This window comes from Chelatococcus caeni, assembly GCF_014196925.1.
In the GTDB taxonomy this organism is placed as follows: domain Bacteria; phylum Pseudomonadota; class Alphaproteobacteria; order Rhizobiales; family Beijerinckiaceae; genus Chelatococcus_A; species Chelatococcus_A caeni.
Genome location: NZ_JACIEN010000005.1, coordinates 315,553 through 328,745, shown reverse-complemented (window position 1 = coordinate 328,745; position 13,193 = coordinate 315,553). Strand labels below are relative to the sequence as shown.

Sequence of the window (13,193 nt, the reverse complement as noted above, 5' to 3'; positions counted from 1 at the left end):
CGGCATGGCGGCCCTGCCCGCCGCGGCCGTCCTGCCGCGGGTGGCCTGGGGCGCGGCGCCGGCAACCGCCGCCGTCAACACCACGGGCCTTGCCGTGAGCGACGACAGCGTCACCGTCGGTATCCTGCATTCCGTCACCGGCACGATGGCCATCAGCGAGACCGGCTCCGTGCAGGCCGAGAAGCTCGCCATCGACCAGATCAACGCCGAGGGCGGCGTCCTCGGCCGCAAGATCAAGTTCATCCAGGAGGACGGCGCGAGCGACTGGCCGACCTTCGCCGAGAAGGCCAAGAAGCTCCTCGTCAACGACAAGTGCGCCGCCGTCTTCGGCTGCTGGACCTCGGCCTCGCGCAAGGCGGTGCTGCCGGTCTTCGAGCAGTACAACGGCATGCTCTACTACCCGACCTTCTACGAGGGGCTCGAGCAGTCGAAGAACGTCATCTACACCGGTCAGGAGGCGACGCAGCAGATCATCGCCGGGCTCGACTGGGTGACGAAGGAGAAGGGCGCCAAGACCTTCTACCTGCTCGGCTCCGACTATATCTGGCCGCGCACCTCCAACAAGATCGCGCGCAAGCACATCGAGAACGTGCTGAAGACGAAGGTGGTGGGCGAGGAATACTTCCCGCTCGGCCACACGCAGTTCAACTCCGTCATCAACAAGATCAAGCTGACCAAGCCGGACGTCATCTACGCCATCATCGTCGGCGGCTCCAACGTCGCCTTCTACAAGCAGCTCAAGGCGGCGGGCATCGACCTCTCCAAGCAGACGCTGGTCACGATCTCCGTCACCGAGGACGAGATCGACGGCATCGGCGGCGAGAACATCGCCGGCGCCTATGCCTGCATGAAGTACTTCCAGTCGCTCGACAACCCGAACAACAAGTCCTTCGTCTCCGATTTCAAGAAGATGTGGGGCGACAAGACCGTCATCGGCGACGTGACGCAGGCCGCCTATCTCGGGCCCTGGCTGTGGAAGCTGACGGTGGAGAAGGCCGGCTCCTTCGACATCGACAAGGTGGCCGCCGCCTCGCCCGGCGTCGAGTTCACCGCCGCGCCGGAAGGCTACGTGCGCATCCACGACAACCATCACCTGTGGTCGAAGACACGCGTCGGCCGCGCCAAGGCGGACGGCCAGTACGAGGTGATCTACGAGACGGCCGAGCTGATGGAGCCCGACCCCTTCCCGAAGGGCTACCAGTAAGGAGCAGCACGGGTACGGCAGCGATTGGAGCGTTGCCGGTGGAACCCTCTCCCCGCCTGCGCGGAGAGGGCAGGGTGAGGGGGAAGGGCACCGCCCTTGGCACGGGCTGGCCTTGTGAAGACGGCCTTGCCCCTCACCCCACCCCTTCCCCGCAAGCGGGGAGAGGGGCCACCGGCCGCCCGATCGCCCGCGTGTCCTGCCCTTCTTCGGCTCAGCCCCTCGCCTACCCCACCCGTCGCCCAATCACCGGAGACGTCGATGTTCGCAGATTACTCGCTGAGCGAGCTCGGCTCGATTTTCGTCATGCAGGGCTTTGCCGGCCTCATCCTGTTCTCCGTCTTCGTCCTGATGGCGCTCGGCCTTGCCATCATCTTCGGCCAGATGGGGGTCATCAACATGGCCCACGGCGAGTTCATGATCCTCGGGGCCTATGTCACCTATTTCACCTCGCAGTTCTTCCAGAACGTCCTTCCCTCCCTCTTCCCCATCTACTTCTTCGTGGCCATGGGGCTCGCCTTCCTCGCCTCCGGCGGGCTCGGCATCGCCGTGGAATGGGCGCTCATCCGCCATCTCTACCGGCGGCCGCTCGACACGCTGCTCGCCACCTGGGGGCTCAGCCTGATCCTGCAGCAGGTCTATCGCTCGGTGTTCGGCCCGCGCGAGGTCGGCGTCGAGCTGCCGTCGTGGATGATGGGCTCCCTGCCGCTGACCGATGTCATCGAGGTGCAGATCAACGGGCTCTTCGTCATGAGCCTGACCTTCGTCATCACCCTCGTCGTCGGCCTGATGATGTTCCGCTCCCGCTGGGGGCAGCAGGTGCGGGCGGTGGTGCAGAACCGGGTGATGGCGGGCGCGGTCGGCATCAACACCCACAAGGTCGACCGCCTCACCTTCGGCATCGGCTGCGGCATCGCCGGCGTCGCCGGCTCGGCCTTCACCATGATCGGCTCGACCGGGCCGACGGCCGGCCAGCTCTACATCGTCGACACCTTCCTCGTCGTCGTCTTCGGCGGTGCCCAGAGCCTCGTCGGCACCATCTTCTCCGCCTTCACCATCTCCCAGGCCCAGTCGACCATGGAGTTCTTCCTGTCCGGCTCGACCGCCAAGGTACTCACCCTGCTCGCCGTCGTCGGCATCCTGATGCTGCGGCCGCAGGGCCTCTTAGTCCTCAAGATCCGCCGCTGAGGTGACGCGATGGAGCGCATCGGCTTTCTCAAGACCTCCGAGGCCGTCGGCATCGCGATCCTCGCGGCCCTCATCCTCATCGTCCTGCCGCTCGGGCTCGACATCTTCCGGCTCAATCTCGCCGGCAAGTATCTCACCTACGCCTTCGTCGCCATCGGCCTCGTGCTGTGCTGGGGCCACGGCGGCATCCTCAGCCTCGGCCAGGGGATGTTCTTCGGCCTCGGCGGCTACGCGATGGCCATGTTCCTGAAGCTCGAGGCATCGAGCCCGGAAGCGACGAAGATCCAGTCGACGCCGGGCATCCCCGACTTCATGGACTGGAACCAGCTCACCGAGCTGCCCTGGTTCTGGCAGCCGTTCCACAGCCTGACGCTGTCGCTCGTCGCGGTCGTCCTGGTGCCGACGGCCTTCGCCTTCCTCATCGGCACGGCGATGTTCAAGCGGCGCGTCGGCGGCGTCTATTTCGCCATCATCACCCAGGCGATCGCCGCGATCCTGACCATCCTCATCGTCGGCCAGCAGGGCTACACCGGCGGCATCAACGGCATCACGGACCTGCGCACGCTGAAGGGCTGGGACATCCGCACGGACGAGGCGAAATACGTCCTCTATTTCGTCAATGCCGGCCTCCTCCTCGCCGCCGTCGCCGCCGCCTATTTCGTGCGCCAGTCGAAGCTCGGCCGCATCCTCGTCGCCATGCGCGACAAGGAGGACCGGGTGCGCTTCTCCGGCTACAACGTCGCCAATTTCAAGACCTTCGTCTTCTGCCTGGCGGCCGCCCTGTCGGCGATCGGCGGGGCGATGTTCACGCTGCAGGTCGGCTTCATGTCGCCGTCCTTCGTCGGCATCGTGCCCTCCATCGAGATGGTCATCTACACGGCCGTCGGCGGGCGCCTCTCCATCCTCGGCGCGGTCTACGGCACGCTCCTCGTCAACTGGGCTAAGACGAGCTTTTCCGAGAGCTTCCCGGAACTGTGGCTGCTCGGCCTCGGCGGCCTCTTCATCGCCGTCGTGCTCGCCTTCCCGAACGGCCTCGCCGGCATCTACGCGGACACCATTGCGCCGAGGCTGTCCCGCCTGCTGCGCCGTGCCCGCCCCGCGCTCGGGGGCACGGTGCCGGCCGGCGCGCCGGCCGAATGAGGAGGGACACCCCCATGCACACCATCGCCCGCGATGCCGCGGCACCCGATTTCCTGCTCTCGGTCGAGGGTCTCACCGTCTCCTTCGACGGCTTCAAGGCGGTGAACGACCTGTCGTTCTACGTCGACAAAAACGAGATCCGCGTCATCATCGGCCCGAACGGCGCCGGCAAGACGACGGTGCTCGACCTCATCTGCGGCCGCACGAAGGCGACCGCCGGCTCGATCCGCTTCAGGGACATCGAGTTGACGCGGCTCAGCGAGAACCGCATCGTGGAGGCCGGCGTCGGCCGCAAGTTCCAGACTCCATCAATCTACGAGGACCTGACGGTCTTCGAGAACCTCGAAATCTCCTTTCCGCGCGGCCGCTCCGTCTTCGGCGCCCTCGCCTTCCGGCGCGATGCCGCCGTCAGCGAGCGCATCGAGGAGATCGCCGAGATGATCTTCCTTAAGGACCACCTCGCCGAGCGGGCCGCCTTTCTCAGCCACGGCCAGAAGCAGTGGCTCGAGATCGGCATGCTGCTGATCCAGGATCCCGAGCTCCTCATGCTCGACGAGCCGGTGGCGGGCATGAGCGTCGCCGAGCGGCGCAAGACGGCCGAGCTCCTGCACAAGATCATCGTCGGCCGCTCGGTCATCGTCATCGAGCACGACATGAAGTTCGTCGAGGACATCGCCCACCGGGTCACCGTGCTGCACCAGGGCAAGGTGCTGTCCGAAGGCAGCATGGAGCGCGTCAAGAACGACCCCAAGGTCGTCGAAGTCTATCTCGGACATTGAGGAGGCGCCGATGCTCGACGTATCCGCACTGCGCGTCGCCTACGGGGAGAGCGAGGTGCTGCACGGCCTCGGCTTCTCCGTGAGGCCGAACGAGATCGTCGCCATCCTCGGCCGCAACGGCATGGGCAAGACGACGCTGATGAAGGCGCTGATGGGCATCGTGCCGGCAAGGAGCGGCCGCATCAGCGTGGGCGAGGCCGAGGTCACCGGGCTCGAAAGCTATGAGCGGGTGGCGCGCGGCATCGCCTATGTGCCGCAGGGGCGCATGATCTTCTCGACCATGACGGTGGAGGAGAACATCGAGACGGGGCTCGCCGTCTCGGGCCGGCGGCGCGTGCCGGAAGACATCTATGAACTCTTCCCCGTCCTCCTCGACATGAAGCAGCGGCGCGGCGGCAATCTCTCGGGCGGGCAGCAGCAGCAGCTCGCCATCGCCCGCGCGCTCGCCACCGATCCCAAGGTGCTGCTGCTCGACGAGCCGACGGAGGGCATCCAGCCCTCGATCATCCGCGACATGGGCCGGGCCCTGAAGCGCATCCGCGACGAGCGCGGCCTCTCCATCTTCGTCTCGGAACAGGTGCTGAGCTTCGCCCTCGACATCGCCGACCGCGTCCTCGTCATCGAGAACGGCGAGATCGTGCACGAGGACGCCCGCGCCGCCGTCGACGAGGCGAAGATCGCGAGCTTCCTGTCGGTCTGACGAAACCCCCGCAGAACTTTCCCCGGAGGAGCGAACATGCCCGAAACCATCATCAAGGTAGACCTCACCCAGTCGCCCTACGAGAACGACATGGTCCACAACCGCTGGCATCCGGACATTCCGATGGTGGCGTGGGTGAAGCCGGGCGAGGATTTCGTCATCGAGACCTACGACTGGACCGGCGGCTTCATCAAGAACAACGATTCCGCCGAAGACGTGCGCGACATCGACCTCTCCATCGTGCACTTCCTCTCCGGCCCCATCGGCGTTGAAGGTGCCGAGCCCGGCGACCTCCTCGTCGTCGACCTCCTCGACGTCGGCGCCAAGCCGGAGAGCCTGTGGGGCTTCAACGGCTTCTTCTCCAAGAAGAACGGCGGCGGCTTCCTGACCGATCATTTCCCGCAGGCGCAGAAGTCGATCTGGGACATCGAGGGCATGTTCACGCGCTCCCGGCACGTGCCCGGCGTGAGCTTCGCCGGCCTCATCCATCCCGGCCTCATCGGCTGCCTGCCCGACCATAAGCTGCTGGAGACTTGGAACCGGCGCGAGGTCGACTTCATCGCCACCAACCCGACACGGGTGCCGCCGCTCGCCAACCCGCCGTTCGCCGCCACCGCCCACATGGGCCGCCTCGCGGGCGAGGCGAAGGCCACAGCCGCCGCCACCGGCGCGCGCACGGTGCCGCCGCGCGAGCACGGCGGCAATTGCGACATCAAGGACCTGTCGCGCGGCTCGAAGATCTACTTCCCCGTCTATGTGCCGGGGGCCGGCCTCTCCATGGGCGACCTGCACTTCAGCCAGGGCGACGGCGAGATCACCTTCTGCGGCGCCATCGAGATGGCCGGCTGGCTGCACCTCAAGGTCGACATCATCAAGGACGGCGTCGCCAAATACGGCATCCGGAATCCCATCTTCAAGCCGAGCCCGATCACGCCCAACTACCGCGACTACCTCATCTTCGAGGGCATCTCGGTCGATGAATGGGGCGGCCAGCACTATCTCGACGTGCACGTCGCCTACCGGCAGGCGTGCCTCAACGCCATCAACTACCTGACCAAGTTCGGCTACACGCCCGCCCAGGCCTACGCCATCCTCGGCACCGCGCCGGTGCAGGGCCACATCTCGGGCGTCGTCGACATCCCCAACGCCTGCGCCACATTGTGGCTGCCGACCGAGATCTTCGACTTCGACATCAACCCCGGCAATGCCGGCCCGCAGAAGATGATCACGGGCGACATCGACGTGCCGCTCGCGCCGGACCTGTGAGGCGCCCATGCCGGTCTACGACTATGAATGTGTGGATTGCGGCGTCTTCACCGCCTTCCGCCCCATGGACGCCTGGCGCGAGCCGTGCGCCTGCCCGGCCTGCGGCGGCGAGGCGCCGCGCGCCTTCGTCACAGCGCCGACCGTGGCGGGGATGGATCCACAGCGGCGCGCGGCCATCGCCACGAACGAGCGCAGCCGGCACGAACCGCGCCGCAGCGCAGCCGGCCACGGCGCCGGCTGCAGCTGCTGCTCCGGCGGCCTGCGACGACGCAGTGTCACGACAAAGGGCGGCGCCAAGAGCTTCCCGACGGCGCGACCGTGGATGATCAGCCACTGAGCGGCGGCGTAGCTTATGACGCAAACGATGGGGGGACGCGTGTCCTACCCATTGTTCACCGGTCGCAGAAACCGCCGGGAGCTGGAGAGCTGGCTATTTCTGCAGCCCCGGTCTGGCTTGTCGAAGAGTTCATCTCAATAAAATTTTATGAAAATTGGCGATTATTGTCCGGCCAGGCCGCGTGTCGCCGCACCGGCATAACGCTCCTGAAAACAAGGAGATCGCCACCTGCCGTCCGCTCCGGCGGTTGCTGCCGCGCGGGTGTCCGCCACGCGTCTGCCATGCATTTCGGCAGGGCTGCGGATGTTGCAGGCGCATGATCGTGCTAGTCTTACCGCCGGGCGGGAGCGAGGCGTGCTGGTGGACGAGAGCGATCTTTTCTACCTCACCGATGATATGCCTCAGGATGAAGAGGCCGGCGGGGCGCGACCATGGACGGTTGCCGTCATCGACGACGACTGGGCCGTGCACGAGGCGACGCGCTTTGCCCTGCGGGATTACCGGCTCGACGGGCGCGGCCTCGAGATCCTCACTGCCGGCTCGGCCGCCGACGGCCGCCGGCTCGTCGCCGAGCGGCCGGATATCGCGGTGATCCTGCTCGACGTCGTCATGGAGAGCGACGACGCGGGCCTGGGCCTCGTCGATTTCATCCGCCGCGACCTCGGCAACGAGACCGTGCGCATCATCCTGCGCACCGGCCAGCCCGGCCAGGCGCCGGAGCGCCGCATCGTCATCGACCACGACATCAACGACTACAAGGCGAAGACCGAGCTCACCGCCGACCGGCTCTTCACCACGCTGACGGCCGCCCTGCGCAGCTACGCCCAGCTGGAGCGCCTCGAGGTGGCGCACCGCCAGCTCGCAGAAGGGAACGCCCTGCTCGAGCAGCGTGTCGCCGAGCGTACCGCCAGCCTGCGCGAGGCCAACGAACGCCTTGCCGCCCGCGGCGCCGAGCTCGCCCGGGCCAACCGCCTGAAGTCCGAGATGCTCGGCACCATCGCGCACGACCTCAAGAACCCGCTCGGCATCATCCTCGGGCGGATGGAGATCCTCGACGACCTCGTACGCCAGGAGCCGCCGCCGCGCGAGGCCATCCGCGCGCAGGTGGAGCACGTGCGCAGCTCCGCCCGCCACATGGGCCGCATGATCGACGCGCTCATCGCCGACGCCATGGGCGATGCCCTCGACATCACGCTGCGCCGTGGCCCGGCCGACCTTGCCGCACTCGTTGCCGACGTCGCCACCAGCAACCGCGTCCTCGCCGAGCGCAAGGGCCAGCGGCTCACCGTGGAAGCGCCGGAGCGCCTCATGTTCACGGGCGATGCCGACCGCCTGCGCGAGGCGCTCGACAACCTCGTCTCCAATGCCGTCAAGTACAGCCCCGGGGGCACGAACATCACGCTGTCGCTCGTGCGCGAGCCCGGCCGCGCCGTCTGCCACGTGCGCGACGAGGGGCCGGGCCTGTCGGCCGAGGACGAGTTGCGCCTCTTCGGCCGCTTCCAGCGCCTCTCGGCCCAGCCGACGGGCGGCGAGAGCGCGACGGGCCTCGGCCTCTTCATCACCCGCCGCATCGCCGAGCTGCACGGCGGCACGGTGACCGCCCGCAGCCATGGCCCGGACCGTGGCGCCACCTTCAGCCTCCTTCTGCCCCTCGACGACGGTGACGACGCGCCATGACGAACACGGGGCCGCACATCGCGGTGGTCGACGACGAGCCGGCCACCCGTGAGATGGTGGGCGACTACCTGCGCCTGCACGGCTTTGCCGTGACCCTGTGCGACGGCGCCACCAGCCTGCGCCATTTCATGGCCAGGCAGCAGCCGGACCTCGTGGTGCTCGACCTCAACATGCCGGGCGAGGACGGGCTGTCGGTGGTGCGCCAGCTCAAGGCGGCGAGCGACGTGCCGGTCATCATGCTCACCGCCACCGCGAGCGCCATCGACCGGATCGTCGGGCTCGAGCTCGGCGCCGACGACTATCTCGCCAAGCCCTGCGAGCTGCGCGAGCTCGTCGCGCGCATCCGCTCGGTCCTGCGCCGCAGCACGCGCGTCGCCCCCTCCCAGCCTGCGGCCGGACGCAGCGTCCGCTTCGGCACCAAGTGGCTCGACATCGACACGCACCGCCTGCGCGACGAGGATGGGCAGACGCAGCCGCTGACCAAGTCTGAATTCCTGCTGCTCAAGGCCTTCGCCGATCATCCGCGCCGCGTCTTGTCGCGCGAATATCTGCTCGATGTCGCCGATGCGCGCGACGCCGAGGCGTTCGACCGCGCCATCGACGTGCGCATCACCCGCATCCGCCGCAAGATCGAGCCCGACCCGGGCAACCCGCGCTTCATCCGCACCGTGCGCGGTCTCGGCTACGCCTTCGAGCCGGACGGCGAATAGCCTTCTCGTTTCGTGCCCGGCCCCGGGACGAAACATCATGTCACGCCTGAAAAGAAACGGCGCAACCGCGGCCGGCGACGCAAAAGCCCCGCAACGGCGGGCGGGCAGGATGCCCGCCAGTCCGTCGGAGGGGTCATGCGGATCAGGGACAAGATCATGCTCGTCGGCGGCATTCCCATCGCGATTGCCGCCGGCATCGCCGTGGCCGCCTGGCTGCTGCTGAGCGAGGCCGAACGCGCCCGCAGCGGTGCGGTCCTCGCGGGCGCCATCTATCGCGATCTCCTGGTCGCCATGACCATCCGCGACGATTACGTGAGCGCCAATCCGGCCGAGCGCGACCCGCACACGGAGCGCTTCCGCGAGCAGGCGGCGAGCGCACAGGTGCAGCTCGCCTCGCTCGGCCCGCTCGCACGCACCCAGGCGCAGCGGCGCGAGGTGGCGAGCCTGCAGGACACACTCGCCCGCTATGTCGCCCGCATGGACGAATATATCGCCGTGACGACGGTGAACGACCGGCTCATCGCCGAGATGTCGCTGCGCGCCGCGAGGCTGGTCAACCTCGCCGACGAGGCGCGCGCCCGGCAGCACGCCTCCAACGCCGACATCATCACGACGCTGACCGAGAAGGATCAGCAGCTGCGGCGCCTGCGCGACATCGTCGACCGGGCCTATCAGCTGCGCGCCACCCTGTGGGGCCTGCAGACGGCGTTGCAGCATTCCGACGGGCATGACCATGGCTTCGCCGTGGCGCAGATGCGCCATGCCGCGAGCGGCCTCGCCGAGGCGCTGGGCGCCGGGCGCGGCGGCGCGGCGCTCGAACTCGGCAACCTCGCCCGCGCGGCGGCTGCGGCGGGGCCTGCGGAGACCGGCACGGTCGCCGAGCGCCTGCTCGCCTGGTGCGACCGCCTGCTCAAGATCGAGGTGACGGCCCAGCGTGCCCTGCAGGAGGAGGTGGCCCAGCTCCTCACCTATTCCGTCGAGGCCAACGAGACCGAGCAGGCCACCCAGAACGTCGCCGTCTCCACGCTCAAGCTCGGCCAGGAAACGCACGAGGCGCTCACCCGCCGCGATGCCGACGTCGCCGAGCGCAAGCTGGCGCGCAGCGGCGAGCTCGCCAACATCGCCGCCGCCCTGCCGATCTCGCCCCTCATCCAGACCGACATGATCGATGCCATCACCGAGTGGCGCGAGCGGCTCGGCACCACCATCGAAGGCATCCGCAAGCAGAACGCGATGATCGCCGACATGGACCGGACGGCGTCGGCCATGGTGGCCAAGGCGCGCTCGCTCAACGACCTCTTCACGGGCGATGCCGACTGGCTCGGCGCCTTCATCGGCCACGTGCTCGTCATCGGCGCCACCATCGGCCTCCTGTTCGGCTCGATGGCCGCCTTCGCGGCCGCCCGGTCGATCACCATGCCGCTCCGCCGGCTGCAGGGCAGCATGCTGGCGCTCGCCGCCGACCCGCTCGCCGGCCGCATCGCCGAATCCGACCGCCGCGACGAGCTCGGCGACATGGCGCGGGCAGCCAATGTCTTCGTCACCGAGATCAGCCGGCGCGAGCGCGACCTGCGCCATGCGAAGGAACGGACCGACGAGACGCTGGCCGAGCTGCGGCAGACGCAGGCGGACCTCATCCAGGCGGAGAAGCTCGCTTCCCTCGGCCAGCTCGTCGCCGGCGTCGCCCACGAGATCAATACCCCGCTCGGCATCGCGCTGACCACCGCCACGCTGCTGGGCGACGAGGCGCAGGAATTCGAGCGGGCGCTCGATGGCAACCAGCTCGCGCGCTCGCGCCTTGCCCATTTCCTGGACCGGATGAAGGAGGGCTCGCGCCTGCTCTTCGACAATCTCGGCCGGGCGAGCGACCTCGTGCACAGCTTCAAGCAGGTCGCGGTCGACCAGGTCAGCGACGAGCCGCGCCGGTTCGAGATGAAGGGCTGGCTCGAGGACGTGATCCGCAGCCTCGGGCCGCTGCTGCGCAAGACACGGCACGCGGTCGCCATCGACTGTCCGGCCCGGCTGCAGGTCGCCACCTATCCGGGGGCGCTCGCTCAGGTGCTGACCAATCTCGTCATCAACGCCGCCCTGCACGCCTATGACGAGGGCGAGAGCGGGCGCATCACCATCGCCGTGGAGGAGGCCCCCGACCAGTTGCGACTCACGGTGCGCGACGACGGCAAGGGCATCGCGCCGCAGCATCTCGGGCGCATCTTCGATCCCTTCTTCACCACCGCCCGCCACCGGGGCAGCACCGGGCTCGGGCTCCACATCGTCTACAACCTCGTCACCAACAAGCTGCAGGGCCGCATCGACGTGGAGAGCCGCCCGGGCGTCGGCACCGCCTTCCGCATCGAGATGCCGAAGCAGCTCGCCGGCGAAGCACGGGCCGAAGCCCTGGCGGCGCTCTGAAGAGGGGGAGAACATGATGAAATACCTGGTGGCCGGCGCCCTGGCGCTCGCCCTCGCCGCCTCGCCCGCCGCCGCCAAGACGCTGGTCTTCTGCTCGGAAGGCAGCCCGGAGGCCCTCAACCCGCAGATCGTGACGACCACGACGGGCATGAACGCGGGGCGGCCGATGTTCAACAACCTCGTCGAATTCGTGCCCGGCACGACGCAGATTGTGCCGGCGCTCGCCGAATCCTGGGAGATCTCGCCGGACGGCACCACCTACACCTTCCACCTGCGGCGGGGGGTGAAGTTCCATGCCAACGCCGTCTTCACCCCGACCCGCGACTTCAACGCCGACGACGTCCTCTTCTCCCTGATGCGGCAGTGGAAGGAGGACCACCCCTTCCACGGCACGCCGGGAGCCACCTTCGACTATTTCCGCGACCTCGGCATGCCGGACCTCATCCGCGCCATCGAGAAGGTCGACGACCACACCGTCCGCATCAGCCTTGCCCGTGCCGAGGCGCCGTTCCTCGCCAATCTCGCGATGCCGTTCAACGTGATGCTGTCGGCGGAATACGGCGAGCTCCTGCTGCGCCGGGGCGAGCCCGCGCGGCTCGATGCCGATCCCGTCGGCACCGGGCCGTTCGCGCTGGTCGGCTACCAGAAGGACATCGCCATCCGCTACCGGGCCTTCGCCGACCACTGGAACGGGCGGCAGAAGATCGACACCCTCGTCTTCTCCATCACGCCCAATCCGGCCGTGCGGCTCGCCAAGCTCAAGGCGGGCGAGTGCCACATCATGGCCTTCCCCAACCCGAGCGACCGGGAGGCGATCGCCGCCAATCCGTCGCTGCGCCTCCTGCAGCAGGAAGGGCTCAACATCGGCTATCTCGCCATGAACGCCGCGCGCCCGCCCTTCGACAACGTCGAGCTGCGGCGCGCCGTCAACATGGCGATCGACAAGCGCGCCATCATCGAGGCCGTGCACCAGGGCACCGGCACGGTGGCCAAGAACCCGATCCCGCCCCTGCTGTGGTCCTACAACGAGGCGATCGAAGACTACCCTTACGACCCCGCGCAGGCCCGGCGCCTGATCGCCGAGGCGGGCTACCCGGACGGGCTCGACACCGATCTCTGGTACATGCCCGTCAACCGGCCGTACAATCCCGACGGCCGCCGCGTCGCCGAGCTGGTGCAGGCCGATCTCGCGCGCATCGGCATGCGCACCCGCCTCGTCACCGAGGAGTGGGACCAGTACCGCGTGAAGCTGCAGGCCGGCGAGCCGCCGCTCGCGCTCTACGGCTGGACCGGCGACAACGGCGACCCCGACAATTTCCTCAACGTGCTCCTCGGCTGCGCGGCGGCCCGGCCCGGCGGCAACAACGTGGCCAAGTGGTGCCTGCCCGAATACGACGCGCTCGTCACGCGCGCCAAGGCCACGAGCGACCGCAGCGAGCGCGAGACGCTCTACCGACAGGCACAGGAGATCTTCAAGCGCGAGGCTCCCTGGGTTCCCCTCGCCCATTCCATCGTCTTCATGGCCACACGCAAGGAGGTGAAGGGCTTCGGCATCGACCCGCTCGGGCGCCACGTCTTCGAGGGCGTCGACCTCGATGGGGAAGCCTCGCGTTGAAAAGCGAAGCCGAAACGAAACTGCAGATAGGTTGAATCGAACGATTGTTGCGGCAAAACCGCAAGAGACGAAACCAAAAACGTTTCGGACGCAATGCGCAGGAAACGCGATCCGCGCATTCTCACCCCGTCGGCACCGCCGGCCGGGCACCCGTCCGGCGGCGGGCCC

At 68.0% G+C, this 13,193-nt stretch carries 11 protein-coding genes; all 11 read left to right on the top strand.

Translation table 11 applies throughout. The features are described from left to right. Window positions 1-4: 4 nt before the first annotated feature. A complete protein-coding gene (urtA, locus tag GGR16_RS19785) occupies window positions 5-1,204 on the top strand; it encodes an urea ABC transporter substrate-binding protein (protein ID WP_183317789.1) in 1,200 nt (399 codons plus the stop codon). Window positions 1,205-1,462: 258 nt separating this feature from the next. Continuing rightward, entirely contained in the window at window positions 1,463-2,389 is a 927-nt protein-coding gene (urtB, locus tag GGR16_RS19780; protein ID WP_183317724.1) for an urea ABC transporter permease subunit UrtB, read from the top strand. A 9-nt stretch (window positions 2,390-2,398) separates the two neighbouring features. Then, on the top strand, window positions 2,399-3,529 hold the full coding sequence (gene urtC, locus GGR16_RS19775; RefSeq protein WP_183317723.1) for an urea ABC transporter permease subunit UrtC: 1,131 nt from the start codon (window positions 2,399-2,401) through the stop codon (window positions 3,527-3,529). A gap of 14 nt (window positions 3,530-3,543) precedes the next feature. Next, window positions 3,544-4,308, top strand: a complete 765-nt coding sequence (gene urtD / locus GGR16_RS19770; protein WP_183317722.1) for an urea ABC transporter ATP-binding protein UrtD — start codon at window positions 3,544-3,546, stop codon at window positions 4,306-4,308. Between the two features lie 10 nt (window positions 4,309-4,318). Beyond that, window positions 4,319-5,008, top strand: coding sequence for an urea ABC transporter ATP-binding subunit UrtE (urtE, locus tag GGR16_RS19765; RefSeq protein ID WP_183317721.1), 690 nt, complete (start codon window positions 4,319-4,321; stop codon window positions 5,006-5,008). Between the two features lie 36 nt (window positions 5,009-5,044). Continuing rightward, window positions 5,045-6,274: a formamidase gene (fmdA, locus tag GGR16_RS19760; RefSeq protein WP_183317720.1), complete on the top strand. Its 1,230-nt coding sequence runs from the start codon at window positions 5,045-5,047 to the stop codon at window positions 6,272-6,274. A gap of 7 nt (window positions 6,275-6,281) precedes the next feature. Beyond that, entirely contained in the window at window positions 6,282-6,611 is a 330-nt protein-coding gene (locus tag GGR16_RS19755; RefSeq protein WP_183317719.1) for an FmdB family zinc ribbon protein, read from the top strand. A 357-nt stretch (window positions 6,612-6,968) separates the two neighbouring features. Beyond that, complete coding sequence (locus tag GGR16_RS19750; RefSeq protein ID WP_425486585.1) at window positions 6,969-8,288, top strand: ATP-binding response regulator; 1,320 nt, start codon at window positions 6,969-6,971, stop codon at window positions 8,286-8,288. Continuing rightward, window positions 8,285-8,998, top strand: coding sequence for a response regulator (locus tag GGR16_RS19745; protein WP_183317717.1), 714 nt, complete (start codon window positions 8,285-8,287; stop codon window positions 8,996-8,998). The genes GGR16_RS19750 and GGR16_RS19745 overlap by 4 nt, the downstream gene beginning before the upstream one ends. A gap of 135 nt (window positions 8,999-9,133) precedes the next feature. Further along, window positions 9,134-11,410, top strand: coding sequence for a sensor histidine kinase (locus GGR16_RS19740; RefSeq protein ID WP_183317716.1), 2,277 nt, complete (start codon window positions 9,134-9,136; stop codon window positions 11,408-11,410). 13 nt (window positions 11,411-11,423) lie between these two features. After that, complete coding sequence (locus tag GGR16_RS19735) at window positions 11,424-13,025, top strand: ABC transporter substrate-binding protein (protein WP_210289638.1); 1,602 nt, start codon at window positions 11,424-11,426, stop codon at window positions 13,023-13,025. Window positions 13,026-13,193 lie beyond the last annotated feature (168 nt).

Coding starts and splice junctions, on each gene's coding strand:
- urtA (WP_183317789.1), top strand. CDS start 5: ATGGCGGCCCTGCCCGCCGCGGCCGTCCTGCCGCGGGTGGCCTGGGGC.
- urtB (WP_183317724.1), top strand. CDS start 1,463: ATGTTCGCAGATTACTCGCTGAGCGAGCTCGGCTCGATTTTCGTCATG.
- urtC (WP_183317723.1), top strand. CDS start 2,399: ATGGAGCGCATCGGCTTTCTCAAGACCTCCGAGGCCGTCGGCATCGCG.
- urtD (WP_183317722.1), top strand. CDS start 3,544: ATGCACACCATCGCCCGCGATGCCGCGGCACCCGATTTCCTGCTCTCG.
- urtE (WP_183317721.1), top strand. CDS start 4,319: ATGCTCGACGTATCCGCACTGCGCGTCGCCTACGGGGAGAGCGAGGTG.
- fmdA (WP_183317720.1), top strand. CDS start 5,045: ATGCCCGAAACCATCATCAAGGTAGACCTCACCCAGTCGCCCTACGAG.
- GGR16_RS19755 (WP_183317719.1), top strand. CDS start 6,282: ATGCCGGTCTACGACTATGAATGTGTGGATTGCGGCGTCTTCACCGCC.
- GGR16_RS19745 (WP_183317717.1), top strand. CDS start 8,285: ATGACGAACACGGGGCCGCACATCGCGGTGGTCGACGACGAGCCGGCC.
- GGR16_RS19740 (WP_183317716.1), top strand. CDS start 9,134: ATGCGGATCAGGGACAAGATCATGCTCGTCGGCGGCATTCCCATCGCG.
- GGR16_RS19735 (WP_210289638.1), top strand. CDS start 11,424: ATGATGAAATACCTGGTGGCCGGCGCCCTGGCGCTCGCCCTCGCCGCC.